General features: G+C 70.6%; 19 protein-coding genes and 1 pseudogene. 8 read left to right on the top strand and 12 right to left on the bottom strand.

What is annotated here, in order from left to right:
• Nucleotides 1-102 precede the first annotated feature (102 nt).
• The 4 genes and pseudogenes from BKD26_RS42095 to BKD26_RS24510 all read right to left on the bottom strand — a co-directional run.
• Nucleotides 103-4,233 (bottom strand): annotated as a pseudogene (locus BKD26_RS42095) (amino acid adenylation domain-containing protein); the annotation flags it as partial.
• Nucleotides 4,234-4,367: 134 nt separating this feature from the next.
• Nucleotides 4,368-5,753 carry a serine hydrolase domain-containing protein gene (locus BKD26_RS24500; protein ID WP_347105437.1) on the bottom strand — a complete coding sequence of 462 codons (1,386 nt, stop codon included), beginning with the start codon at nt 5,751-5,753 and terminating at the stop codon, nt 4,368-4,370.
• 141 nt (nt 5,754-5,894) lie between these two features.
• Nucleotides 5,895-6,623, bottom strand: coding sequence for a response regulator transcription factor (locus BKD26_RS24505; protein WP_084902065.1), 729 nt, complete (start codon nt 6,621-6,623; stop codon nt 5,895-5,897).
• Nucleotides 6,611-8,587 (bottom strand): FtsX-like permease family protein, encoded by a 1,977-nt coding sequence (locus BKD26_RS24510; RefSeq protein WP_179166675.1) that lies wholly within the window; start codon nt 8,585-8,587, stop codon nt 6,611-6,613. Before BKD26_RS24510 ends, BKD26_RS24505 begins: the two co-directional genes overlap by 13 nt.
• 175 nt (nt 8,588-8,762) lie before the next feature.
• Between BKD26_RS24510 and BKD26_RS24515 the strand changes: the two genes are divergently transcribed.
• From BKD26_RS24515 to BKD26_RS24550, 8 genes are all read left to right on the top strand, one after another.
• Nucleotides 8,763-10,103, top strand: coding sequence for a sensor histidine kinase (locus tag BKD26_RS24515; RefSeq protein ID WP_084902157.1), 1,341 nt, complete (start codon nt 8,763-8,765; stop codon nt 10,101-10,103).
• A complete protein-coding gene (locus BKD26_RS24520) occupies nt 10,091-10,762 on the top strand; it encodes a response regulator transcription factor (RefSeq protein WP_084902070.1) in 672 nt (223 codons plus the stop codon). The genes BKD26_RS24515 and BKD26_RS24520 overlap by 13 nt, the downstream gene beginning before the upstream one ends.
• A gap of 129 nt (nt 10,763-10,891) precedes the next feature.
• Entirely contained in the window at nt 10,892-11,905 is a 1,014-nt protein-coding gene (locus BKD26_RS24525; protein WP_084902072.1) for a TauD/TfdA family dioxygenase, read from the top strand.
• Nucleotides 11,902-12,906, top strand: coding sequence for a TauD/TfdA family dioxygenase (locus tag BKD26_RS24530; RefSeq protein ID WP_084902075.1), 1,005 nt, complete (start codon nt 11,902-11,904; stop codon nt 12,904-12,906). Before BKD26_RS24525 ends, BKD26_RS24530 begins: the two co-directional genes overlap by 4 nt.
• A gap of 77 nt (nt 12,907-12,983) precedes the next feature.
• Nucleotides 12,984-14,288 carry a glycosyltransferase 87 family protein gene (locus tag BKD26_RS24535; RefSeq protein ID WP_241518808.1) on the top strand — a complete coding sequence of 435 codons (1,305 nt, stop codon included), beginning with the start codon at nt 12,984-12,986 and terminating at the stop codon, nt 14,286-14,288.
• Nucleotides 14,285-15,055 carry an FkbM family methyltransferase gene (locus tag BKD26_RS24540; protein ID WP_241518809.1) on the top strand — a complete coding sequence of 257 codons (771 nt, stop codon included), beginning with the start codon at nt 14,285-14,287 and terminating at the stop codon, nt 15,053-15,055. Before BKD26_RS24535 ends, BKD26_RS24540 begins: the two co-directional genes overlap by 4 nt.
• 27 nt (nt 15,056-15,082) lie before the next feature.
• The gene (locus BKD26_RS24545) at nt 15,083-16,279 is read left to right on the top strand and encodes a glycosyltransferase family 4 protein (protein WP_084902080.1); all 1,197 of its coding nucleotides are present in this window, start codon (nt 15,083-15,085) and stop codon (nt 16,277-16,279) included.
• A gap of 57 nt (nt 16,280-16,336) precedes the next feature.
• Nucleotides 16,337-17,083: an ABC transporter ATP-binding protein gene (locus tag BKD26_RS24550; protein WP_084902162.1), complete on the top strand. Its 747-nt coding sequence runs from the start codon at nt 16,337-16,339 to the stop codon at nt 17,081-17,083.
• Nucleotides 17,084-17,126: 43 nt separating this feature from the next.
• Here the strand turns inward: BKD26_RS24550 and BKD26_RS24555 are convergent, their stop codons facing one another.
• The 8 genes from BKD26_RS24555 to panD are packed head-to-tail and all read right to left on the bottom strand — an operon-like array spanning nt 17,127 to nt 24,537.
• Nucleotides 17,127-18,290 (bottom strand): pyridoxal phosphate-dependent aminotransferase, encoded by a 1,164-nt coding sequence (locus BKD26_RS24555; RefSeq protein ID WP_084902083.1) that lies wholly within the window; start codon nt 18,288-18,290, stop codon nt 17,127-17,129.
• The gene (locus tag BKD26_RS24560) at nt 18,287-19,312 is read right to left on the bottom strand and encodes an isocitrate/isopropylmalate family dehydrogenase (RefSeq protein WP_084902086.1); all 1,026 of its coding nucleotides are present in this window, start codon (nt 19,310-19,312) and stop codon (nt 18,287-18,289) included. Before BKD26_RS24560 ends, BKD26_RS24555 begins: the two co-directional genes overlap by 4 nt.
• Before the next feature lie 37 nt (nt 19,313-19,349).
• Complete coding sequence (gene leuD, locus BKD26_RS24565; RefSeq protein ID WP_084902088.1) at nt 19,350-19,949, bottom strand: 3-isopropylmalate dehydratase small subunit; 600 nt, start codon at nt 19,947-19,949, stop codon at nt 19,350-19,352.
• Complete coding sequence (gene leuC / locus BKD26_RS24570) at nt 19,937-21,379, bottom strand: 3-isopropylmalate dehydratase large subunit (RefSeq protein WP_084902091.1); 1,443 nt, start codon at nt 21,377-21,379, stop codon at nt 19,937-19,939. Before leuC ends, leuD begins: the two co-directional genes overlap by 13 nt.
• Nucleotides 21,376-22,551 carry a pyruvate carboxyltransferase gene (locus BKD26_RS24575; RefSeq protein ID WP_084902094.1) on the bottom strand — a complete coding sequence of 392 codons (1,176 nt, stop codon included), beginning with the start codon at nt 22,549-22,551 and terminating at the stop codon, nt 21,376-21,378. The genes leuC and BKD26_RS24575 overlap by 4 nt, the downstream gene beginning before the upstream one ends.
• A gap of 57 nt (nt 22,552-22,608) precedes the next feature.
• Nucleotides 22,609-23,847: a cytochrome P450 gene (locus tag BKD26_RS24580; protein WP_084902096.1), complete on the bottom strand. Its 1,239-nt coding sequence runs from the start codon at nt 23,845-23,847 to the stop codon at nt 22,609-22,611.
• Between the two features lie 40 nt (nt 23,848-23,887).
• Nucleotides 23,888-24,103: an MbtH family protein gene (locus BKD26_RS24585; protein ID WP_084902097.1), complete on the bottom strand. Its 216-nt coding sequence runs from the start codon at nt 24,101-24,103 to the stop codon at nt 23,888-23,890.
• Between the two features lie 11 nt (nt 24,104-24,114).
• Nucleotides 24,115-24,537, bottom strand: coding sequence for an aspartate 1-decarboxylase (panD, locus tag BKD26_RS24590; protein ID WP_084902100.1), 423 nt, complete (start codon nt 24,535-24,537; stop codon nt 24,115-24,117).
• Between the last annotated feature and the right edge of the window lie 254 nt (nt 24,538-24,791).

The raw sequence follows: 24,791 nt of genomic DNA on the forward strand, positions 1-24,791 counted from the left end.
TCCGTCCACGTCCACGATGCGCAGACCGGCGCCGGTGGTCGCGATCCGGTCGCGCAGGTGCCCCTGCGTGATCAGCAGTCGCAGGCCGGCGTCCTCCCGCATGTACGAGAGGCGGTCGGCGGGGTAGGCCGGGTCGAGTGGCACGTAGGCGGCTCCGGCCTTGAGCACCGCGAGCATCGCCACGATGATCTGCGTGCCGCGCTCCATGCACAGGCCGACGAGCCGATCCGGGCCGGCGCCCGCAGCAACGAGCTCGTGGGCGAGCCGGTTGGCGCGTTCGTCCAGTTCCCTGTAGGTCAGCCGCTCGCCGAGATAGGAGAGGGCGCAGGCGTCCGGGTACCGGGCCGCCTGCTCGGCGAACAACTCCGGCAGCGTCAGTCCGGGCAGCGGCCTGGCCGTGTCGTTCCAGGCGTGAACGACCTGGTGCAGCTCGCGGTCGGTGAGCATCGGGAGCGCCGCGACCGCCCGGTCGGGCTCCTGCGCCGCCGCACCGAGCAGCGCCGTCAGATGCTGTGAGAGCCGCTCCACCGTCGCTTCGTCGAAGAGCGCCGAGCTGTACACGATCCGGCCCACCACGGCGTCACCGCGCTCGATGAACTCGAAGGACAGGTCGAACGGTGCGCCCACCTGTTCCACCTCGTAGGCACGCACGTCGACATGGGGCAGCCGAAGGTCTCCGGCGGGGGCGTTCTGCAGGACGACCATGGTCTGGAACAGAGGCGTGCGGCTGATGTCCCGCTCCGGCTGCACCACCTCGACCAGCCGCTCGAACGGCATGTCCTCGTGGGTGAACGCCTCCAGTACCGTCTCCCTGACCTGGTCCAGGATCTGGCCGAAGGACGCGCTCCGGTCGATCCGGGAACGCAGGACGACCGTATTGACGAGGAATCCGACGAGCTGCTCGAGATCGCGATGGGTACGCCCCGAGGAGGCGGTGCCGACGGTGATGTCCTCCTGCCCGGAGTACCGGGCGAGAACGGTCTTGACCGCGGCGGTGAGCGCCATGAACAGCGTCGCTCCTCGGTCGCCGGCCAGCTCCCTCACCGGCCCGGCGATGCTCGCCGGGATGTCGAACCGGACCTCGGCTCCGTGGGACGAGCGCACGGGCGGGCGGGGGCGGTCGGTGGGCAGCTCCAGCGGGGACAGACCGCTCAGCTTCTCCCGCCACCACTCCGCCTGTCTGTTGACGATGGCGTTGTCGGCGAGCCGCGTGCGCTGCCATACGGCGAAGTCGGCGTACTGGATACGGGGGTCGGGCAGTTCGGCCGGCCGTCCTTCCACCCGGGCCGCGTAGAGCTCGCCGAGTTCCCGAGTGATCACCCCGGTCGACCAGCCGTCGGTCACGATGTGGTGGACGCCCAGCACGCAGACGTGGTGGTCGGCGGACATCTTCACGAGCAGGACACGGACGAGCGGGCCGCGCTGGAGGTCGTAGGGCCGTGCGACCTCCGTCCGTACCAGCTCGCGCAGCCGGTCCTCACGGAGATCCCCGGGGACGGAGGACAGGTCGACGCTGTTCCACTGCGGTTCGAGGGCCGGGTGGATGACCTGGACACCCTGGCCGCCGACCACACCGAAAGTGGTGCGCAGCGACTCGTGACGCTCCGTCAGATCGGTGAGGGCACCCCGCAGAGCAGCGGTTTCCAGAGCGCCGGAGAGCCGCAGCGCCACGGAGGTGTGGTACTCGGCGCTGCCGGGATCGAACTCCTCGAGGAACCACAGACGCTGCTGGCCGTGAGACATCGGCAGCGCCGCGTCCCGGGCGGCCGACGGGATCGGGGCGTCTCCGCCCTGCTCGTTGGACGGCATCGAGGCGGCGAGCGCGGCCACGGTCGGGGTGTCGAAGAGGACACGGAGCGAGAACCTGACGCCCAGGACCGCCTGGAGACGGGAGACGGCACGGGCGGAGAGGATCGAGTTGCCGCCCATGGCGAAGAAGTCGTCGTGCACGCCCACCCGCTCGACGTCGAGTACCTCGGACCAGACGGCCGCGATGGTCTCCTCGACGGCGTCACGCGGGGCGACGTAGCCGTGCCCCTCCTCCTGGACCGTTCCCGGCACGGGAAGCGCCTGCCGGTCGACCTTGCCGTTCGGGGTCTGCGGCAGGGCGGAGAGGACCACCACGGCCGAGGGGACCATGTACTCGGGTAGCTGGTCACCGAGTTCTGCGCGCAGCTCCTCCGGCGACGGGCGGACCGCGCCCGAAGGAGTCACGTACGCCACCAGGTTGGTGTTGTGGGTCACCGCCACCGCCTGGGCCACATCGGGGAGGCGCGTCAACGCCTCCTCGATCTCGCCGAGTTCGACCCTGAAACCCCGGAGCTTCACCTGGTCGTCGGCGCGGCCCAGGTACTCCAGTGAGCCGTCGGGCAGGCGGCGGACGATGTCGCCTGTGCGGTACATGCGGCTGCCCGGACCGCCGAACGGGTTGGCGGTGAACCGCTCGGAGGTCAGTCCCGCGCGGCCGTGGTACCCACGGGCCAGTCCGGCGCCGGCGATGTAGAGCTCACCGCGTACGCCGACCGGTACCGGGCGCAGCATGTCGTCGAGCACGTGTACCTGCGTGTTGGTGATGGGACCGCCGATCGGCGGCACCGTGGCGCCGCTCAGCGGGGAGCTCATCGTCGCGCACACGGTGGTCTCGGTGGGCCCGTACGCGTTGACCATCCGCCGCCCGGCGGACCAGCGTGCGACCAGGTCCCCGGTGCTCGCCTCGCCGGCGACCACCAGGGTCGCCCCGGCGGGCAGTCCGCGTCCCTCGGGCAGCACGGAGACCGTCGTCGGGGTGAGCGTGGCGTGGGTGACCCCGTGCTCGGCGGCGTATGCCGCCAGCGGCTCACCGGGCTGGAGAGTGGTCTCGGAGCCCATGATGAGCGTGGCGCCCGTGAGGATGCCCATGCAGATCTCCCAGAACGCCGCGTCGAAGCTGACGGAGGCGAACTGGAGGACGCGGCTGTCGGGCGTGACGTCGAAGTGCTCGGTCTGCGCGGCCACCAGGCTGCTGATGCCCGCGTGCGAGACGAGCACGCCCTTGGGGGTACCGGTGGATCCCGACGTGTAGATGACGTAGGCCAGGTCGTCGGGGACGGGCCCGTCGTCCGGCGCGGTATCGGGCCCGGCCTCGGGCGAGGCCGGGTTCCGCTCCAGGTGCACCACGACCGCGTCGGTCGGGGGCAGCAGACCCTCCAGGCTCTCCTGCGTCACGACGAGCTGGGCGCCGGAGTCCGCGAGCATGTACGCCAGCCGGTCCGCCGGGTAGTTGGGGTCCAGCGGGACGTAGGCGGCCCCGGCCTTCATGATGCCGAGCATCCCCACGATCACGGAGGCGCCTCGCTCCACGCAGAGGCCCACCAGCACGTCCTGGCCGGCTCCCTTCCCGCGCAGCCGGTGCGCGAGGCGGCTGGAGCGCCGGTCCAGTTCTCCGTAGGTGAGCGGGCCGTGCTCGTCGACGACCGCGACGGCGTCCGGGCGGGCTTCGGCCTGCGCACGGAAGAGTTCGGGGAAGCTGCTCCTGGGCACGGTCCGGCCGGTGGCGTTCCACTCCCGCACGGCCTGGTAGAACTCGCTCTCGCCCAGGACGGGCAGTGCGCCGACCGGCTGGGTCGGGTCTTCCAGGCCACCGGCCAGCAGAACGGCGTAGTGACGGGCGAGGCGGGCGATGGTGCTCGCGTCGAAGAGCGCCGTGGAGTAGTGGACGACCGCGGTGACGTGGTCCGCCTCGACCTGGAACTCGAGCGCGAGGTCCAGGGGGTCGAACGGCACCGCGTCGGCGACGTCCGCGTCGCGCACCACGATCATCGCCTGCACGAACGGGGTCATGCTCGTGTCCTGCTCCGGGGCGAGGGCCTCGACGAGCTGGGCGAGCGACACCCCGTCGTGGCGGAGTGCCTCGTCCGTACGCTCCTTCACCTGTCCGACCAGGGACGTGAAGGACGCCCCGGCGTGGACGTCACCGCGCAGGACGACGGTGTGTCCGGTACGCGGGGAGAGGGTGCCGACAGCGATGTCGTCCTGGCCGGAGTAGCGGGTGAACAGGGCGAGCGCGGCGGCGGTGAGGACGCTGAGCAGGCCGGCGCCGTGCGGGTCGGCGAGATGGCGGGCCGTCTCGGCGAGACCCCGCGGCAGGGCGAACGTATGGGTGGCGGTCTGCGACGAGCGTACGACGGGGCGGCGGCGGTCGGTCGGCAGGTCCAGAGGGCTGATGCCGGTGAGCCACTCTCGCCAGAACTCCACATGCTGGGACAGCGGTCGGTCAGCCGATGCTGCGGCGCGAGTCAAGCTGTGCCTCCAAGATGGGCTGATGTGCCGCGACAGGCCCGCTGTCGGGCTGCCGGGAAGAGAGGTGGACGGGGAAGAAGGGCCGGGAGTCAGCCGCCGGTGGACACGCGCTTCGCGGTGCGCCCCGTCAGCTGCAGGAGACCGATGCCGTCGTTGTCGTGGTCGGGAAGGAAGCGCCCCGGATAGGGCGGTGCGGCGGTGTCGACGCGCCGTGCGGTGAACACCAGGTCGTCGTGGAGGATGAGGTCGGCCACCAGTCCCGTACGGTCGCTGAGGCGCAGACCGTCACCGTGCGGACGGACGGAGAAGACGGTGTCCCCGTTCGCGTAGTCGCCCACCAGCAGGGTGAGAAGGCTCCGGTCGGTTGCCGCCGACGGCGCCGCGGGGGCCGGCAGCCGGTACTCACCGACGTCGAGGCCGAGCGAGCGGAGCTCCGCGACGACGTCGAACCACAGGCTGGTGCCGCTGGTGGCGTTGGTGGTGAGCGCAACGGCCTCCCCGGTCCCGGGGTTGAACCGGATGTGGCAGGCGGCGCCGTCCACCGTGCCGTCGTGGCCGAGCCAGTCACTGCTGGGAGGGCCGTACCGGGCCAAGCCGTGGGCCCAGCCGTCGGCCATGCCGAAGGGGTCGGCGACCGGACAGGGATCCTGCATCGCCGAGCGGTGTTCCTCGGCCAGGAGACGGTTGGCTGCGGGGTGCGTTCCCGTGTGCAGACGGCAGAAGGCGATCAAGTCCTCGGCGCTTCCGCCGAGCCCTCCCGCCGGTGCCCAGGTGGGAGGCAGCGCCGGCTCCACCGGTTGGGGCAGGCCACGCCCGGGCCGTACGGCATGCCCCTGGGCCAGGGACCGGTCACCGGAACGGGGACCGTGGAGGAAGTGCGGGCTGATGTCCAGTGGCCGCAGGAGGAAGCTCTGCAGCGCTTCCCGCCACGTCCCGCCCGTGGCCTCCTCGACGAGCCGGCCCAGTACGGAGTATCCGGCGTTGGAGTAGGAGAACTGGGTTCCGGGGGTGTGCAGCAGGGGCAGGGACGACAGGCTCGCCGTGTACCGGAGCAGCGACGGGGAGGCGGAGTCGTCGGTGTGGTGCTCGCCGATCAGGCCACCCGTGTGCGTCAGCAGGTGTCGGGCGGTGAGGGGGGTCGCCGCCCCGTTCCCCGGCCCTCGCCACTCGGGCAGGACCTCTCCGAGCGCCTCGTCGAGGTCCACCTCACCGTCCGAGGCGAGCTGAGCCACCAGAGTCGCGGTGAACGCCTTGGTCACCGAACCGAACGGGAACGCGGTCTGTGTGTCCACCGGTTCGGGTCGTCCGTGACACCGGACCCCGATGGCCACGGATATGTCGTCCGTGGAACTCACATACGCGAGCTGCGCACCGGGAACGGCGTTTTTCTCCGCCAATTCTCGCAGCCGATCCGTAATCTGCTGCGCGTCCATTTCCAACCCATCCGTCGACCGGTTCCGCCGTGCGGCACACATGAGACGAACAGTGCGGCCGGCCTTGCCCGTACGGCTTCCTGCACCATCGGGGTGCGGGCAGCCGTACCCCTTCATCGTTGATGGAGGGGCCGGTCAGAGGCAAGATGTTTCCCTGGCAGGAAAGATGCCAGGTCAGAAGTATTACGTGCCGGATCCCGTGGGTGTCGGGGCATCTTCGCCGTGGGGCGGCTCGGGCTCGTGCCGCCCCGCCTCCGGCATCCGGCCAGTGAGCCTCAAATGGGCCAGCACGGCCAGTACCCTGCGGTGACCCGCGCTGGACTGAGGGACTCCGAGCTTCGCCAACATCGAGGTCACGTGCTTCTCGACGGCCCGGTCCGAGATGCCGAGCCGGCATCCGATGCTGTTGTTCGTCATGCCTGCCGCTATGAGCTCAATGATTTCACGCTCCCTCTCGGTCAGTTTGTACGTGCCGTTGATGCCGTAAGGGCCGTTTATCAGCGACTCACTCAGCTCGGTATCCAGAAACACCTGGCCCCGGGAAACCCTGTCCAGTGCCACGAGAACGTCGCCGATGCCCTCGACCCGCTGCTTCAGTAGGTAGCCGACGCCTCGGGGAGCGTTCCGGACAAGTTCCTTCACCTGCTCGATGTCGGCATACTCGGTGAGCGCCAGAACCGCTGTTTCCGGACAGGACGCCTGAATGGCCCGGGCCACACGGATTCCTTCATCGGTGTACGCGGGATGCGTTTTGACGTCGATGACGGCCACCTGCGGTTCCAGTTTCCGTACCGCCTCCATGACGTTCGACACGCTGGCCAACGAGGCCACGACCTCGACTCCCGCGTCCTCCAGGAGCCGGGCCAGTCCCATCCGCAGCAGCGCGGATCCATCGGCGATCAGGACGCGCATGCGGTTCCCTGCTCCCTGCCGAGGAATCGCTGTACGGAGAGCAACCCGGCGGCCGATGCGACCGCCAGACAGGCGCCGGTCAGCCCCAGGAGCACTCCCCACGGCACACCGAGCACGGTCGTGCCGTAGGCGGCGTCCAGCGCCGACCGGTAGGCGAGGAGCGAGACCGCGGCCAGAACGGCTGCCACCGCGACGGCGACCACGGTCGTGGCGACGGCCTCCCAGAGCGCCGTCATCCGTACCTGGCGGCGGCTGGCGCCCAGCAGGCGCATCGACGCGATCTCGGAACCGCGCCGGCTGTAGGCCATCAGCCGGCCGCACCCGACGGCGATGAGCGCGTACGTCGCGGCCGGCACGGCGAGCACCATGAGCAGCACCAAGGTGGCCCGGTCCTGGCCGCTGGACGACTCGGCGAACCACTGAGGGGTCGTGGTGACGCGCACGTGGCCGGGGCCGAGGAGAGCGGTCAGTTCCCGCGCCACGTCACCGGGCGCGTCCTTCCCCGGATCGGCCAGCAGTACGGTGGCCCGCTGGGGCAGCGGAGCGCCGGGCGCGCCGGCGGGCACGAGCACGTGCGGCACGGCCGATCCGCCTTCGAGGACCGCGCTCACCCGTGCGGTGACGGGCTTGCTGTGCGGGAGACCGTACGTCAGCCGGGTCCCCACGTGATACCCGTACCAGTCGGAGAACTCCTTGGAGATCGCGACCGTGTCCGCGGCGAGGGCCGTCGTCGCCCCCTCTCTCACATCGATCCGGTGCGTCCGGGCCAGCGCCGGCAGGTCGACCGCGGCGCCCTTGTCCTGCCGTGCGGTGGTCTCGTCCGCCACGGCCAGCTCGACGGAGGCCGGGGCCGAGACCTCGGCCACCCGCGGATCACCGCGCAGCGCGGCCAGCACGCCGTCGTCGAGCCCTCCGCCCGAGACCGGCTCGACGAGCAGCTGCCCCAGGGTCCGCTGCCGGTCATCGGCCCCGGCCGTGGCGGACGTGGCGGCGAGAACCGAGCTGAAGACGGCAATGACCGTGAGCACGACGAGAACCGGCACCGTGAGCGCACCCGTCCTGAGCCGCGCGGTCCGGGTGGCCTCCACGGCAAGCCGGACGGGCACCGAGCGGGTACCCCGCAGCGGCACGGCGGCCAGCCGTACGACGGCGGGCAGAAGAAGCGGCGCGAGCGATGATGCCGCCAGGGTCAGGGCAAGCGTGCCGCACAGCGTCAACGGCATGGCGGCCTCCAGGCCGGCCCCAGGAGTCAGCGCGAGCGCGGTGCAGCCCGCGGCCAGCGCCACCGCACCCGTCACCGACCGGCCGGCCGTCATCACTCGTGTGTCGAGCCGGGCCTCCCTCAGCGCCTCCGCGGGCCGTACGCGCGCCGCGCGCCGGGACGAGGCGCGCGAACCCAGTACGGCCAGGACGAATCCGCTGCTCGCGGCCACGATCAGCGGACCGACGACGGGACCGGTCCGCAGCTCGGCGGGGGACAGACCGGTGGCGTTGAGGGCGCTCACGGCCCACGGTGCCGCGACCGACGCCAGCAGGCACCCCATCAGCGCGGCGGGCGCTGCCACCGCCACGCACTCCCAGGTCACCATGCGGCGCAGCTGGCGCCCGCTCATGCCGGCCAGCCGCAGCATCCCGAGTTCCTGGCGGCGGAGCGCGGTGCTGAGCGCGCAGGTCCCCGCGACGACGAAGCAGGTGAGAAAGGCGGCGACCACCCCCGTGAGGATCAGCACGGTCTGCACGCCTCCCATGTCCAGGCCTCCCGGGGCGAACACATGGGTGGTGCCCTGGCCGTCTTCGACGGTGATCGGGGGCGGGCTCTGGTCCGGGGGCCGCTCCACGTTCCACGTGGCCGTCAGCGCGATCACCGACAGGCCGATCAGCGTCACTCCGAGCATCAGCGAGACAAAGGTGCCGGCGAAGAGCAGCGCCCGGTGACGCACGGAACTGAGCGACAGACGCCACATCGGATCTCCAGAAGGCGGGGCAGGGTCGGGAGTTCCACCCCACCACCCGGGCGCGCCCCGCGCAGTGAGCCTGAAAGGAGTCATGGGAGGTGGGTTTTCCCTACCGACAGCGTGCGGAGCGCCGACTAGAGTGCTGAAGATCGAACGTGCTCGGCCGTACGAGGAGGGAATCCGGATGACAGGGGAGCCGCGGGAGGACGGTGAAGTGCCCCACACCGAGCCCTCCTTACCGGACGAACGGCCTGTCGCCGTCTGGGAGGCCGTGCGCCGACGTCCGCTGCGGTTCCTGCTCTCCGGCTGGCCTCTTCGCAGCTGGGGATTCCTGCTCAGCGGCGCACTGTTCGGCCTGGGCATTCTGGTCGCCCTGATCGTCCTGGTCTCCGTCGGTATGCTGCTCAGCGTCATCGGCGTGGGCCTTCTGCTCCTGACCGGGGCCGTTCTCCTGGGGCTGCCCGTCGCACGGGCGGAGCGCCGGCGTCTGCACATGGTCGATCCGGTGCGGCTGACCGACCCGCACGGTTCGCTGTCGGGAGTGAGTACCAGGACCTGGCTGCGCGCCCGGCTGACGGAGCGGGCCACCTGGCGGGAGCTCGCCTACACCGCACTCCTCGCGATCGTCTTCTCCGGGGCCGGTCTGGGCGTCGCCGTGCTCCTGGCGTCGTCCGTGATCCTGCTGGTCTCTCCGCTCATCGTCTGGCTGAACGCCCCGGGCACCGTCAACCTCATCCCCGGGCAGGCCATCCCGCATCCCCTGGCCGCGCTTCCGTACTGCGTCGCGGGCATCGCGGGCTTCGCGCTGTCGGCCTACGCGGCGGCGCTGGTGACCGGTGCCCAGGTGAGAACCGCCCGGCTGCTGCTGTCCCCGCGTGACGAGCAGTACAAGGAGCGCGTCATCGAGCTCACCCGCTCACGGGTTCGGTTGGCCGACGCCTTCGAGGCCGAGCGCCGCCGGATCGAGCGCGATCTGCACGACGGGGCCCAGCAGCAGCTGGTGGCGCTCACGATGACCCTGGGGCTGGCCGAGATGGAGCTCGACGGCGACAACACCGCGGCCGCGCAGCTCATGGCGCGCGGCCGGGGAGAGGCCCGGCAGGCCCTCGACCAGCTGCGCGCGCTGGTACGGGGAATCCACCCGCAGGTGCTGACCGACCACGGACTGGCGGCAGCGGTGTCCGAAGTCGCCCTGCGCAGCCCGATCCCCGTGACCGTCGACATCGACATCGAGGACCGGCTACCGGGACTGGTGGAGACCACGGCGTACTTCACCATCACCGAAGCCCTGACCAACGCGGCCAAGCACAGCGCCGCCACCAAGATCGCCGTCGTCGGCCGGCGCGAGGGCGGGCGGCTGATCCTGCTGGTCACCGACGACGGCCAAGGAGGAGCCGACCCCCGGCGGGGAACCGGCCTATCCGGTCTGGCCGACCGGGTGGCGATCCTCAAGGGGAGACTCGTCGTCTCCAGTCCCCTGGGCGGACCGACACAGGTCCGGATGGAGGTTCCGTGCTCCGGGTAGTCCTCGCCGACGACGCCGTCCTGCTCCGTGCGGGACTCGTCGAACTGCTTTCCCGTAGCGGCCACGAGGTGCTGGCCGCCGTCGGCGATCCGGAGGCGCTGGTGCGCGCCGTGGACGACGACCGTCCGGACGTCGTGATCACCGATGTACGGATGCCGCCCGGTTTCCGGGACGAAGGGCTCAAGGCCGCGCTGGAACTGCGCACCCGCCATCCGGGACTGCCGGTCCTGGTCCTGTCCCAGTACGTGGCCACCGCCTACGCGACCCAACTGCTGAGCGGCAGCGGGCAGAGCGGCGCCGGCACGGTCGGGCTCGGCTATCTCCTCAAGGACCGGGTCGGGGACGTCTCGGAGTTCCTCGACGCCGTCCGGCGGGTCGCCGGCGGCGGCACGGTGATCGACCCCGAAGTGGTGCGCACGCTCCTCGTGCAGCAGACGGCGGGCCGACCGCTGGACAAGCTCACGCCCCGGGAACGAGAGGTGCTCGCCCTCATGGCCGAGGGCCTCAACAACCAGTCGATGGCCCAGCGGCTGACGGTCACCGAAGCCGCCGTCGTGAAGCATGCCAGCAACATCTTCATGAAGCTGGACCTCGATCCCGTCGAGGGCAATCGACGGGTGCTGGCCGTGCTCGCCTACCTGCGAGGCGAATCCGCGTAGCACACCCCCACACACCTCTGGCCTGCGGTCTTTCCCTCCAGGGAAATTTCTTGTCTCCGAATGGCCATTCGATCAACGATGAGGGAGTCCGGCTCCCCTCAAGCTTCCCGTTGATCCGGAGACTTCTTCATGACCCAGTTGAACGAGGCACCGGCCGGGGCTCCCTCCGCGACCGTGACACCGTGGCGGGACGGGCACACGCTGCCCGCGCTGGTCCGTGCGGACGCACCCGGAACGGACCTGGCCGCCTGGATCCGCGGGAACGGACCGCTGATCGACGACCTTGCCCGCCAGGCCGGAGCCGTTCTGTTCCGGGGCTTTCCCGTGACCGGTTCCGACGCCTTCCGCTCCGTGATGGACGCCCTCTCCGACCAGGTCCTGGAGTACGGCGAGCGCTCCTCGCCCCGCACGGAGGTCGAGGAGGGCATCTACACCTCCACTGAACACCCCGCCGACCAGCACATCCTGCTGCACAATGAGCAGTCCTACACGGACAACTGGCCCCTGCGCATCGTCTTCTGCTGCGAGCGCCCCGCCGTCCGCGGCGGCCGTACCCCGCTCGCGGACTCCCGCGGCGTGCTGGCCCGGCTCCGGCCCGAGACCCTCGAGAAGTTCGAGCGGCTCGGCGTGCAGTACGTACGCAACTACATACCCGGCATCAGCCTGTCCTGGCAGGAGACCTTCCAGACCGAGAGCCGGGACGAGGTCGCCGCGTACTGCGCGGCGAACGGCATCACGGCCGAGTGGGTCGACGGTGACCAGCTGAGGACCCGCCAGAGCCGGCCCGCGCTGCGCAGCCATCCGGTCACCGGGGAGCGGACCTGGTTCAACCACGCGCTGTTCTTCCATGTCACCTCGCTGCCCGAAGAGGTCAGCGCCGGGCTCCGCGCGGCCTTCGGCGACGAGAACGTTCCGTACAACACCTACTACGGTGACGGAACCCCCATCGAGGACGAGACCCTCGCCGAACTGCGAGCCGCCTACGCGGCCGAGACCACCGGGTTCGACTGGGAACAGGGCGACGTCATGCTCGTCGAGAACATGATCACCGCGCATGCCCGGGAGCCCTTCGAAGGCCCCCGCCGCATCCTCGCCGCCATGTGCGATCCCATCGGCACCCACCGGGCGGAGGCGGGCGCATGACCACGCGGACGACCGGATCGGCCTTCACCGCCGGGCGGGTGGTGGCCGAGGCAGTGAACCCGGAGCCCTTCCTCCTGCTCGTCGAGGCCACCGAACCGGAGCTCCGTCTGGATCACTGGATCCGGGCCAACCAGGCGCGGCTCGCCGAAGAACTGCTCCGGCACGGAGCCATGCTCCTCCGCGGCTTCGCGGTCGGCAGCCCGGAGGAGTTCGGAGCCGCGGCCCGCGCCTTCTCACCCCAGCTGCTCGACTACCTGGAGCGGGCGGCGCCGCGCACCGAGATCGCGGACAAGGTCTTCACCTCGACCGAGCTCAGCGAGGACCAGTGGATCGCCTTCCACCACGAGATGTCGTACTCCCACAACTGGCCCAGCAGGCTCTACTTCTACGGTGACCGGCCGTCACGTACGGGCGGCGCCACCCCCGTGGCCAGTGAGCGCGCGGTCCTGCCGAGGATCCCCGCCCAGCTGCGAAAGCGGTTCGAGCGACACGGGGTGAGCTACGTCCGCAACTACAGCCCCGAACTCGACATCCCCTGGCAGACCGTCTTCCAGACCACCGACCGGGCCGAGGTGGAGGCGTACTGCCGGGCCTCGCACACCGAGTTCACCTGGGTGGGCCGGGACGGGCTGCGCACCCGGGCCGTCCGCCAGGCCCTCACCCGCCATCCGCGCACCGGCGAGACGGTGTGGTTCAACCACGCCCACATGTGGCACATCTCCACGCTCCCCGACGAGGTGGCCGAGTACCTCCTGGCCGCATACGGCCCCGAGGGCGTACCGCGCAACGCGTTCTACGGCGACGGCACACCGATCGAGGACGAAGCCGTCGAGCTGATCGGAAACCTCTACCAGGAGGCGGCCGTCTCACTGCCCTGGCAACGCGGCGACGTCCTGATCGTCGACAACTTCCTCGCCACCCACGCCCGCGAGCCCTTCCACGGTGATCGCCGCATCCTCGTCGCCATGTCCGACCTGCATGTGAACCGCGACCTGGCGTAGGGGTGGGGAAAACCCGACCGTCAACTGTCGACCTGCGTCCAGTGATTCGACTGCGCCGCTGGACTGCAATGGATGACGTGCCGATCAAACTGAGGTTACCCCTGAAGCGCGTCCAGCCCGGCGCGATACGCCGGCCCGATCGCCGCGCGGTGTGGGCCGGCGGCTGGACGGTCGCCGCCCTGTGGGCCGCGGTCTTTCCCCTCTTCTCCTCGCTGGAGACGCACCGTGTGTGGGGAACCAGTGCTGCCGTCGGGTACGCGGCAGCGGCGATCGCGGCCTGCCTGTCGTCCCGCCCGCGCGGACGGGTGGTCTCCCTCTCCCTCGCGCTGACGGGCGCGATCGTGGTCCCCTTCCTGTACCTGGTCCTGTCCGGGGCCGCGCAGAGCGAAGTCGGTGTGATCGAGCGCTCCGGCGCCCTCTGGCTCCAGCACGGCACGCCCTACCTGGCCGACCCGCGGACGGTCACCGAATACACCCCCTACCTGCCGGGCATGGCCGTCCTCGGCTTCCCGCGGGCGCTGCTGGGCGACGACGGCTGGGTCCCGCGCCTGCTCGGCGACGCCCGCCTGTGGTGCGCGGCGGTACTCCTGGTCTGCCTGTGGGCGGGCCGAGCAGCGCTCCGCCGGGCCGACGCCGACAGTGCTCGGAACGCCCCGTACCGGACCGCCATGGCCGTACTGATCGCCTCGCCCGTGGCGGCGCTCCCCCTCTGCACCAGCGGTGTGGACCTTCCCCTCACCGGGCTGTGCGCCCTCGCCCTCGCCCTGGCCGCGAGCCGCCGGCCCGCGGCGGCCGGCCTGGCACTCGCCGCCGCGTGCGCCCTCAAGTGGACCGCCTGGCCCGCCGTCGCGGTCGCCGTGGTGCTGCTGGCCGCCCTGGCCGGACGGCGGGCCGCCCGCACCTGTGCCGCGATCGCGGTCCTCGGCGCGGCCACCCTGATCCTGCCGAGCGCGCTGCTGTCACCCGGTCCCATGGTCCAGCAGGTCCTGGCCTTCCCCACCGGCGCGGGCGACGTGGAGACCCCGGCCGGCAGTCCGCTGCCGGGGCACCTCCTCGCCGAGCTCGGTCCGCTCGGCTGGTACGCCGCGGTGGGCCTGCTGCTCTGCGGAGGGGCCGCGGTCGCGGCGTCCCTTCTCCTGCGACCGCCGACCAGCCTGGTGTCCGCCGCCGACCGCCTGGCGATCGGACTGTGCGTGGCCTTCCTGCTCGCTCCGGCAGGCCGCTTCGGCTACCTCGCCCTGCCGGCCGTACTGGCCGTGTGGCCCCGGCTCGTCGCCGCGTTCGGCGCGACCCGCTCCCGGCCGGTGCGAACGGTGCTCGCCGCCCGCTCCCCGGAGCCGGCCACCGTGATCGCCTCCCCCACCGCAGGAGGCCGGAGGTGACCTCCCACCGCCCTGCGGCAGAGCGGGCACTCACCGGCCGGCGCGCCGCCGGCCTGGCCGCGGTACTGGAGTGGGCCGCGCCCCGGGCGCCCTTCATCGAGGACGAGATCGCGGGGCTCCGCACACTCGTCCGGCCAGGAGACGTCTGCGTCGACGTCGGAGCCGAGTACGGCCTCTACACCTGGGCCCTGGCCTCCCTGGTCGGCCGTACGGGGCAGGTGCACAGTGTGGAACCGCTGCCCGGTCCCGCCCGCTGGCTCACCTTCGCCGCCGGCGCGCTGGGCTGCGGCAATGTGTCCGTGCACCGGACAGCCCTCGGTGCGCGGCCGGGTCGCGGACATCTCAGCCTCCCGCGCCGGCGCGGACTGCCCGTGCACGGGCGCGCCTACCTGGACGTGGATGCCCACGGGCCGGGCCCCAACGTCGAGTTCCGCACGTCCAGGCCGGTCCGTACCCGCATCCACACCCTGGACCAGCTCACGCACACCCTCGGGATGCGCCACGTCGCGTTCGTGAAGGCCGACATCGAAGGCGCCGAACTGGGGCTCCTCCGCGGGGCCGACGAGACCCTGCGGCGCTTCCGCCCCGCGCTGCTGCTGGAGATCGAGAGCCGGCACCTCGCCAGGTACGGAGCCCGTCCCGCCGACGTCGTCCGCCACCTCCAGGACTACGGCTACCGCCTGCGGCGCTGGCACCGGGGCCGCTGGGCGAACACCTCACAGATCAGCCCCGATTGCCGGAACTACCTGTTCACCGTGACCGCATGACTCCCGACGAAAGCAGCGACGCATCCCATGGGCACCACTCTGATCGTCACCAACGACTTCCCGCCCCGGCAGGGCGGCATCGAGACCTTCGTGCATGCCATGGCCGTACGCATTCCCGGCAACGACGTGGTCGTCTACACCTCGTCCGAGCCCGGAGCCGCGGAGTACGACGCCACCCTGCCCTTCCCGGTCGTCCGCGACGCCGCCAGGACCCTGCTCCCGACCCGCCGCGTCACGGCGCGAGCCCTGCGGATCGCGCGCGAACACGGCTGCGATCAGGTCTGGTTCGGTGCGGCCGCCCCGCTCGCCGCGATGGCACCGGCGCTACGCCGCGGGGGCATCCGCCGCATCGTCGCCACCACCCACGGCCATGAGATCTGGTGGGCCCGCAGCCCCGGAGCCCGCCAGGTCCTGAGGCGTATCGGCAACAGCGTCGACGTGGTGACGTATCTCGGCCCCTACACGCGTTCCCGGATCGCGCCCGCGCTCGGCCCCAAAGCCCGGCTGAGCCGTCTCGTGCCCGGAGTCGACACGGACGTGTTCCGCCCCGCCCCCGACCCCGACGAGGCGCGCGACCGGTACGGCCTGAGCGGCCGGAAGGTCGTGCTGTGTGTGTCCAGGCTGGTGGCCCGCAAGGGACAGGACACGCTCATCCGCGCGCTGCCCGTCATCCAGCGGAGCGTCCCCGAGGCGGTCCTCCTCCTGGTCGGCTCCGGCCCGGACGAACAGCGGCTGCGCCGACTCGCGCGGACCTGCCCGGAGGGCTCGGTGGTGTTCGCCGGCGGCAAGGAGCACACGCAGACGGTTCCCTACTACGCGGCCGCCGACGTCTTCGCCATGCCGTGCCGCACCCGGAAGGCGGGTCTGGAGGCCGAAGGGCTCGGCATCGTCTTCCTGGAGGCCGCGGCGAGCGGGCTGCCCGTGGTGGTGGGCGATTCGGGCGGCGCGCCGGACACCGTCGTCGACGGCGAGACCGGGCACGTGGTCGACGGCCGGAGCGTCCAGGACGTGGCCCGGGCCGTCGTGACGCTCCTGCGGTCCCCCGACCGCCGCGCGATGGGCACGGCCGCCCGCCGGTGGGCCGAGAAGCAGTGGACATGGGATGCCTCGGCCGCCCATCTGGTGAGCCTGCTCGGCTCCGACGGGAGCCTCCCCGCACGGACGCCCTCGGCGGGCGAAGGCCACCACACCCCGACGGCTCCGTCCTCTCCGACAGAACCGTAGACCCGGACCGGGAAGCCTCCTGCTCCCGGCGACTCCAGGAAGGACCGAGTGGCCGACATGTCTCTGCTCACCGACATCCACCTCCCCGCCGTCCAGCTGGCCTCCGTCACCAAGAGCTACCCGGGCACACCGGGCCGGGATCCCGTCCTGAACGACGTGACCCTGGGCTTTCCCGAGCGCGCCATGACCGCGGTGATGGGCCCCTCGGGGTCGGGCAAGACGACCCTGCTCCACTGCGCCGCCGGACTCGACCGGCCCGACAGCGGGCAGGTGTACCTGGGCGCCACCGACCTGGCGGAATGCGACGAGAACGCGCTGACGCAGATCCGACGCAGCCGGATCGGGTTCGTCTTCCAGCAGTTCAACCTGCTGCCCATGCTCACGGCGTACGAGAACGTCGCACTGCCGCTGCGGCTGCGCGGCCTCCGGGTCAGCCGCTCCGCCGTCGAGGAGGCGCTGCGCCGCGTCGGTCTGGAGGACCGGGCGGGCCATCGACCCGCACAGCTCTCCGGAGGGCAGCAGCAGCGGGTCGCCATCGCCAGGACGCTCATCGGGGAGCCGGAGATCGTCTACGCCGATGAACCGACCGGCTCTCTCGACCGAGCGAGCGGCCGGCAGGTCATGCGGCTGCTGCGGGATCTCGTCGACGTGGACGGCCGGACCGTGGTCATCGTCACCCACGATCCGGTGGCGGCCGCGTCCGCGGACCGGGTCGTCTTCCTCATCGACGGAGGCATCCGCGGAATGCTCGAACAGCCCACCCCCGAACGGGTCGCCGCCCGCCTCAGCGCCTGGGAGAAGTGAGAGGGACGCCCTCCGGCCGGGGAGCCGGAACGGTTCCCCGGTCTCACGGCACGTATGCGGCGAGGCGACCGCGCGCCTCCTCCATGGTCGACACGGACCGGTTGAAGGCCAGGCGGACCAGGTGGTCACCCCTCTCCCCCGCGCCGGAGAAGAAGTACTTCCCGGGCGTCAGGAGAACGCCCGCCTCCCGGGCCGTACGGAAGGCGAACTCCTCGCAGTCCTCGGAGGTCAGCGGGCTGATGTCCGCCATGACATAGCAACCGCCCTCGGGAGCGGCGCAGTGTGCGCCCATCTCACGCAGGGCGGACAGGGCGATGTCACGCTGGACGGCCAGATCGTCGCGCAGTGCCCAGAACCCCGGTTCGGCCGCCGCCACCGCCACGGCCTGCTGGAGGGGCGTGGCCGCCATTCCCGCGACGGCCACGTGCACCTCGCGCAGGGCTGGGGTCAGCCGCGCGGGAGCCTTCAGGTACCCCAGGCGCCATCCGCTGACGGCATGGCTCTTGGAGAGACTGCGGATCACCACGGTGCGCTCGGCGAGTTCGGGCAGGGCGGCGGCCGACAGGTGGCTCCTCCCGTCGAAGACGAAATCGGCATAGACCTCGTCGGCGATCAGAGCCACGTCCCACCGCTCGCACAACTCGGCGATCTGCCGCAGCTCTTCTCTGCTCATGATGTGACCGGTCGGATTGCCCGGGCTGTTGATCACGATCGCGCGGGTTCGCGGCCCGAAGGCGGCAGCCAGGTCGGCGGGGTCTGCTCGCCAGTGCGGCGCGGCGACGGGGACGTACCGAGGTACGGCGCCGGCCATCGCCACCGCGCTGAGGAAGTTCTCGTAGCCGGGATCGAAGAGGATCACCTCGTCGCCCGCGTCCACCAGGGTCAGCATCGCCACGGCGAGTGCCTCCGTGGCGCCGGCGGTGACCGTGATCCCGGTCTCCGGATCTCCTCCCGCACGTGCCGCGATCGCTTGCCGGAGCCGCGGATCTCCATGCGGCAGCCCGTACTGATTGGTCCCGCCGCGCAGTGCCCGGCAGGCGGCCTCGATCAGCTCGGGGGCCGTCTCCGGCGCTGCCGGAGTGCCCACCGCCAGATCGATCGCGGAGTACTTGGCACCCTCGGCCAGCAGCCCGAACAGCCGACCGCGCGGGAACCTTGACAGCCGTGCGGAGACGAGTCCCTGCCTCGCGGCCTCGACCGTGCTCACAGGGCCGCCCGGATCGCCGCGCCCACGTCCCGGGTGCCGAGGGTTCCTCCGAGGTCCGGGGTCGTCCGGCCGGCCTCGATCACCTCGTCGACCGCCCGTCGCACGGCCCCGGCCTGTTCCGCATGGCCAAGGCGCTCCAGCATCAGCGCGGCGCTGAGGATCGCGCCGATCGGATTGGCCACACCTTGCCCCGCGATGTCCGGCGCCGTCCCGTGAACCGGCTCGTACAGCCCGAAGCCGGTGTCCCCGTTGATGTTGGCCGATATGGAGGTGCCGAGGCCGCCTGCCAGTTGCGAGGTGAGGTCGCTGAGGATGTCGCCGTGCGAGTTGTTGGCGACGATCACGTCGTAGCGGGTCGGGTCCTCGACCAGCTTCATCACGGCCGCGTCCACGTAGAGGTGGGACGTCTCGAGGTGAGGATGCCGGTCGGCTGCTTCCCGCCAGTGCCGCTGCCACAACCGGCCGCCGAACCGCACCGCGTTCGACTTGTCGACCATGCACACGGAACGGCGGGCGATGGAGAACGCGTAGTCGATGATCCGCGAGACCCCGTGATGGGTGTTGATCTCCGCGTCCATCGTCATCTCGTAGGGGGTCTCCGGGCGCAGCACCCCGCCCACACCGGCGTACAGCCCCTCGGTGTTCTCCCGTACGACCACGCAGTCGATGGCCCGTCTGGTTTCGTCGCGCAGGGGACTGAGCCGGTCGTTGAGCAGCTTCGCCGGCCGGTAGTTCACGTACAGGTCGAGATCGAAGCGCAGTCGCAGCAGCACGCTGCGCGCATAGTCGGTATGGGTCAGCCGGGCATCGCCGACCGCACCCAGCAGGACACCGTCCGTCTTTCGGATACGGTCGAAGTCGGCGTCGCTGAGCGCGGTGCCCTCCGACAGGAACGTCTCCGCGTTGACGTGGTCGAAGCGTTCGAAATCAAGGTCGAGGCCCAGCGCCTCCACGGTGTCCAGCGCTTGCTCGACAACCTCTGGACCGATCCCGTCGCCCGGGATGACAGCGATCGTGGTCACATTCTCTCCTTGGCTCTGCGGTCGCGCGACCCGGTACTCACAGGGCGACGGTGTCGGTCCGAGGCAGCCAGGGCGGCCGGCTCGCCTCGTAGGCGGAGATGGCCTCGGCGCGGCCGAGGGTCACCGCGATGTCGTCGTACCCGTTGAGCAGCAGCCACCGGGCGCGGGGATCCACCTCGAAGGAGTGGCCGCGCCCGGCGGCACGCAGCTCGCAGGCCTCCAGATCGACGACGATCTCGAAGTCCGGGTCCGCTTCCACGGCCGAGGCGAGGCCGGAGACGACCTCTTCGTCCAGCTGAACGGCCAGCAGGCCGTTCTTGAAGGCGTTCCGCCGGAAGATGTCTCCGAAGCTGCTCGCCACGACGACCGAGAATCCCCAGTCCCGCAGCGCCCACACCGCGTGCTCGCGCGAGCTTCCCGTGCCGAAGTTGTGCGCCGCCACCAGCACGGTGGCGTCCTGGCGCAGGGGATCGTTGAGGGGGAACGCGGGCTCCTCACGCCACTTGGCGAAGAGCGTGTCCTCGAAGCCGCTCTTGGTGAGCCGCTTGCAGAACTCGGCGGGGATGATCTGGTCGGTGTCCACGTCGTTGCGCCGCAGCGAGATGCCCCGGCCGGTGTGCAGGGTCAGCGGTTCCATGTCTGGGAGGCTCCAGCTTCGGTGCGGCGGGGGAGACTGCTCGGCGCGGTCAACCGGCCGGCCACGGCGGTGGCCGCCGCGACCTCCGGGGAGACGAGATGCGTGCGCGCCTGCGCGCCCTGGCGCCCCTCGTAGTTACGGTTGGAGGTCGACGCGCAGCGCTTGGCGCCGATCAGGCGGTCCGCGTTCATGCCGAGGCACATCGAGCAGCCGGAGAGCCGCCACTGGGCGCCGGCCGCGGTGAACACCTCGTGCAGCCCTTCCTCTTCGGCCTGCCGGCGGACGTCCATCGAGCCGGGGACGACGAGCATCTCCACGCCGTCCGCGACCTTCCGGCCGCGCAGCACCTCGGCCGCCGCGCGCATGTCCTCCATACGGCCGTTGGTGCAGGAGCCGATGAACACCGTGTCGATCTCGACGGTGTCCATCCGGATCCCGGGTACCAGCCCCATGTAGTCCAGGGCCCGTTCGGCGGCTGCCCGCTGCACCGGGTCGGCGAAGTCGTCCGGCTCCGGCACCGTGTCCTTCAGAGCCACTGCCTGACCGGGGTTGGTACCCCACGTGACGAACGGCGAGAGCTGCGTGACATCGAGCGTGACCGTGCGGTCGAACCGCGCACCGGGGTCGGTGCGGAGGGTTCTCCAGTGGGCGACGGCCTTCTCCCACAGCTCGCCGCTGGGCGAGGCGGGCAGCCCTTCCAGGTACGCGAAGGTGGTCTCGTCGGGCGCGATCATCCCCGCTCGCGCACCCGCCTCGATGCTCATGTTGCACATGGTCATCCGGCCCTCCATCGACAGCTGGGCCAGTGGTGCGCCCCGGTACTCGATGATGTGGCCGTGCGCGCCGTTGGCGCCGATGCGGGCGATGAGGGCGAGGATCAGGTCCTTGGCGCCGACGTCCGGCGGCAGTTCGCCGGTGAACTCGACCGCCATGGTCTTCGGCCGGGTGAGCGGCAGCGTCTGGGCGGCGAGCACGTGCTCCACGTCGCTGGTGCCGACGCCGAACGCCAGCGCGCCGAAGGCGCCGTGCGTCGAGGTGTGGCTGTCCCCGCAGACCACCGACATACCGGGCTGCACGAAGCCGTACTGCGGTCCGACGACGTGCACGATGCCCTGCTGGCGATCGCCGAAGCGGAACAGCCGGACGCCCGACTCGGCGCAGTTCTCGCGGAGCTGCTCGACCTGCTTCCTGCCCAGCGTGTCCGAGATGATCAGCGAGTTGGTGGGGACGTTGTGATCCTCCAGGGCCAGCGTCAGGTCCGGGCGCCGGACCTTGCGCCCGGCCGTCCGCAGCCCGTCGAAGGCCTGCGGCGAGCTGGCCTCGTGGATGAGATGAAGGTCGATGTACAGCAGGTCGGGCTCGCCGGGGGCGGACTGCACCACCTTGCTGTCCCAGACCTTCTCGATCAGCGTCCTGGGCCGCCCGGTCATGCCACGACCTCCGTCGCCCGCTCCCCGGCGAGGATCACCCGGAGTTCGTCGAGGGTGATGCACTCACCGTTCGTCCGGTTCTCGACGTACGTCTCGTACACCGAGTCGACGAAGACGTCGTCCGCCTCGACCTTGAGCTCTTCGAGGAGATGGCGCAGCACCGTCCGTCCCGAGTGCCGGCCGACGAGGATGGCCCGTTCCCGGCCGAAGTCGGCCGGCTGTACGTACTCGTAGGTGATCGGGTCGCGCAGCATGCCCGCCTGGTGGATGCCTGCCTGGGTGGCGAAGGCGTTCACCCCGAATATGGCCTTGTTGCGGACCGGCTGCAGACCGATGGTCCAGCACAGCAGTTCGTACACCTCGTAGAGGCCCTTGGTGGTGGCCGTGGTGAAGACGCCGAGCTCCTCGCCCTTGTAGGTGAGGACGGCGAGCAGTTCCTCCAGCGCGGTGTTTCCCGCGCGCTCGCCGATGCCGGCGACGGTGGCCTGCACCTCGTCCGCGCCCGCGCGGACTCCGGCCAGCGCGTTGGCGAGCGAGAGCCCGAGGTCCTCGTGGCAGTGGACGCCGAGCGTGATGTCAGCGCCTATCCAGCCGCGGACCCTGCCGACCTGCGCGCCGTACTCCTCGGGGATCAGGCAGCCGGTGGTGTCGGCGAGCGCCACACAGTCGGCACCGGCCTCGATGGACGCCTCGATCAGCGGACGCAGCAGGGCATCCGATCCGCGGGACGCGTCCTCGATACCGAGCGTGATGTGCTGGGCTCCGAGCGCCTTCCCGTAGCGGATGGCGTCGATGACCTCCGCCTGCGCTTCGGCCTGACTTATGCCCCGTTTGTATGTGAGATGGGTCTCGCTGCCGGTCGCCATGATCTGCACATGGTGGTTCTCCCGGCCTCCCGCCTCCACCGCGAGGCGGACGTCCTCGCGCACGGCGCGGTTGAGCGTGGCGATACGGGCCGTGGTGACCGCCCCGGCGATCCGCTTCGTCGCCTCGAAGTCGCTCCTGGACGAGCTGGGAAAGCCGGTCTCGATGACGTCGACGCCCAGGGATTCGATGGCCAGGGCGATTTCCAGCTTCTGGTCCGGGCTCATGGCATTGCCCGGAGCCTGTTCGCCGTCGCGCAACGTGGTGTCGAATACGGAAACACGACGCGCCTGGTTGTTCCTGGACAAGATCGGACTCCTTTGTCGATTCACGTGTCGTACGCAAGAGAACAATCGGCCGTCTCGTCAGTCCTGCCATTGGCGTGAAGCATCCGGGCGGGGCGTGACAGTGATGGGCAGACTGCTGATTCCCGAAAGGAAGTTGGAGTAGATGCGCTTCTCGTCACCGGTTTGCTCGATGCTCCCGACGAACGTGCGCAATCCGTCGAGCATCGCGTTGATTTCCACTCGGCCGAGATACGCGCCCAGGCAGAAATGAGGGCCGTAGCCGAGGGTCAGGTGCTTGTTCGGGCTCCGGAGGAGGTCAAACCGGTACGGCTCGTCGAAGACGCTCTCGTCCCGGTTCGCGGCGCACAGCCAGAGCGTGACCAGGTCGCCGGCGGCGATGGTGCGGTCGTGCAGCGTGACCTTCTCGGTGGCCACCCGGCCGAAGTGCAGGGTGGGCGTGGTCCAGCGCAGCACCTCCTCGGTGGCCTCCTTCAGCGGCGCACTGCCGGTGCTGAGCGCGCTCCACTGCTCCGGGTCGTGGGCCAGCGTCCGGACCGCGCCGATCATGGAGAGACGGCTGGTCTCGTCGCCGCCCATGATGAGGCTGTAGCAGTTGAGGACGATGTCGTCGTCATCGAGGAACGCTGCACCGGCGGGCTCGGTCGCCATCAGGCTGATGACGTCGTCGCCCGGGTACCGGCGCCGGTGCTGGACCAGTTCGTGGAAGTAGAGGAGCAGCTCGCCCCGTGCCAGACGGTCCTCACCGGCCTCGGGCTGTGCGTAGTCCGAGGCCAGCGCCGACTTGGTCAGCGTGAGGATGTGCTCCCGGTCGGACTCGGGAACGGCCAGCAGGTCGCAGATGGTGGCCAACGGGACGTGCGAGGCGATGTCCTGGGCGAAGTCGCAGCGTCCGCGCTCCAGCGCCTCCAGGAGCAACCGTCGGGTGGTGCGGCGTACCTGCTGGACGACACCTTCGAGGGCACGCGGTGAGAACGCCCTGAGCAGCAGGGTACGCAGGGCGGTGTGGTGCTCCCCGTCCGTCACGGCCAGCATGCGCCCGGCGCCGCTGTCTCCGCCGTGCATCATGGTGGCCAGCACGTTGCCGCGCTCGGAGGTGAAGCGGGCGCTGTCGCGGAGCACGGCGGCCACGTCGCGGTGACGGGTCACCACCCAGAAGCCCGGAGTGTCCTCCGTACCGGGGTGCCAGTGCACCGGGTCGTCCCGGCGGAGGTCTGCCCAGACCTCTTCCAGCCCGTCGGCGGGCAGATGGGTGAGGGGGGAGGTCAGGTCCGGGACGGTACGGGTGGATGAGGTCATGAGATGGCCGAGTTCTTCCCGCGGTCGGGGGACGGAGACGTCACGAGGAGGCGCCCGCGGAATCCGCGAGGCTCCGGGGCCGCATGTCGGTCCAGTGCTCTTCGACATAGGCCAGGCAGGACTGCCGGTCGGCCTCGCCGTAGACGCTCTCCCAGCCCTCGGGCACCTCGGCGAAGACGGGCCACAGCGAGTGCTGGCCCTCTCGGTTGACCAGGACGCGGAACGAGGCATCGTCGTTCTCGAAGGGGTTGCTCATGTCTGTCCCTCTCAGTGGCCGGTACGGGGTGCCGCACCGGACAGCAGACCGCTTCCGGGGAGCGCTTCGGCCCGGTCGCTGCCCACCTCCGTGATGCGGTTGGCGTCGTCGACGAAGACCACCCTGGGCTCCAGGGCCTTGGCCTCGTCGTCGGTGTACGCGCCGTAGGCGATGATGATCACCAGGTCGCCGGGGCTGATGAGCCGGGCCGCGGCACCATTGATGCCGATAATTCCGGAGCCCGCCGGTCCGGCAATGAGATACGTGGTGAGACGGGCGCCGTTGTTGATGTCGACGATGTCGACCCGCTCACCCGGCAGAAGACCCGCAGCATTGAGGAGATCCTCATCGAGCGTGAGGGATCCGACATAGTGCAGGTCCGCCTGAGTGACCGTGGCACGGTGAATCTTCGATTTCATCATGTGTCGCAGCATTGCGCTCCCACCTCGGTGGCCGCAGAGGCCGACGATGAACTCCCGTTCAGGACGTCTTATTTCGCACACGTACGGCTACCCGTACCGGTGAGGTGGGGGTGACCGTAAGAGCCATATCGTTGAACGAACTCCTGCTCACGGGCAAGGAGTTGCCTGAGGAGGAAATGCTGCAGTTGACGGGCGACCTGTCACCGGGCGACAACTGGTGGCGCGGAGTACTCGGTACGGGATGACCGAGGACCGGCCCAACACAT

The organism is Streptomyces sp. CB03238, from assembly GCF_002099185.1.
Lineage (GTDB): Bacteria > Actinomycetota > Actinomycetes > Streptomycetales > Streptomycetaceae > Streptomyces.

Coding starts and splice junctions, on each gene's coding strand:
- BKD26_RS24500 (WP_347105437.1), bottom strand. CDS start 5,753: ATGTGTGCCGCACGGCGGAACCGGTCGACGGATGGGTTGGAAATGGAC.
- BKD26_RS24505 (WP_084902065.1), bottom strand. CDS start 6,623: ATGCGCGTCCTGATCGCCGATGGATCCGCGCTGCTGCGGATGGGACTG.
- BKD26_RS24510 (WP_179166675.1), bottom strand. CDS start 8,587: ATGTGGCGTCTGTCGCTCAGTTCCGTGCGTCACCGGGCGCTGCTCTTC.
- BKD26_RS24515 (WP_084902157.1), top strand. CDS start 8,763: ATGACAGGGGAGCCGCGGGAGGACGGTGAAGTGCCCCACACCGAGCCC.
- BKD26_RS24525 (WP_084902072.1), top strand. CDS start 10,892: ATGACCCAGTTGAACGAGGCACCGGCCGGGGCTCCCTCCGCGACCGTG.
- BKD26_RS24530 (WP_084902075.1), top strand. CDS start 11,902: ATGACCACGCGGACGACCGGATCGGCCTTCACCGCCGGGCGGGTGGTG.
- BKD26_RS24545 (WP_084902080.1), top strand. CDS start 15,083: ATGGGCACCACTCTGATCGTCACCAACGACTTCCCGCCCCGGCAGGGC.
- BKD26_RS24550 (WP_084902162.1), top strand. CDS start 16,337: ATGTCTCTGCTCACCGACATCCACCTCCCCGCCGTCCAGCTGGCCTCC.
- leuD (WP_084902088.1), bottom strand. CDS start 19,949: ATGGAACCGCTGACCCTGCACACCGGCCGGGGCATCTCGCTGCGGCGC.
- leuC (WP_084902091.1), bottom strand. CDS start 21,379: ATGACCGGGCGGCCCAGGACGCTGATCGAGAAGGTCTGGGACAGCAAG.
- BKD26_RS24580 (WP_084902096.1), bottom strand. CDS start 23,847: ATGACCTCATCCACCCGTACCGTCCCGGACCTGACCTCCCCCCTCACC.
- BKD26_RS24585 (WP_084902097.1), bottom strand. CDS start 24,103: ATGAGCAACCCCTTCGAGAACGACGATGCCTCGTTCCGCGTCCTGGTC.
- panD (WP_084902100.1), bottom strand. CDS start 24,537: ATGCTGCGACACATGATGAAATCGAAGATTCACCGTGCCACGGTCACT.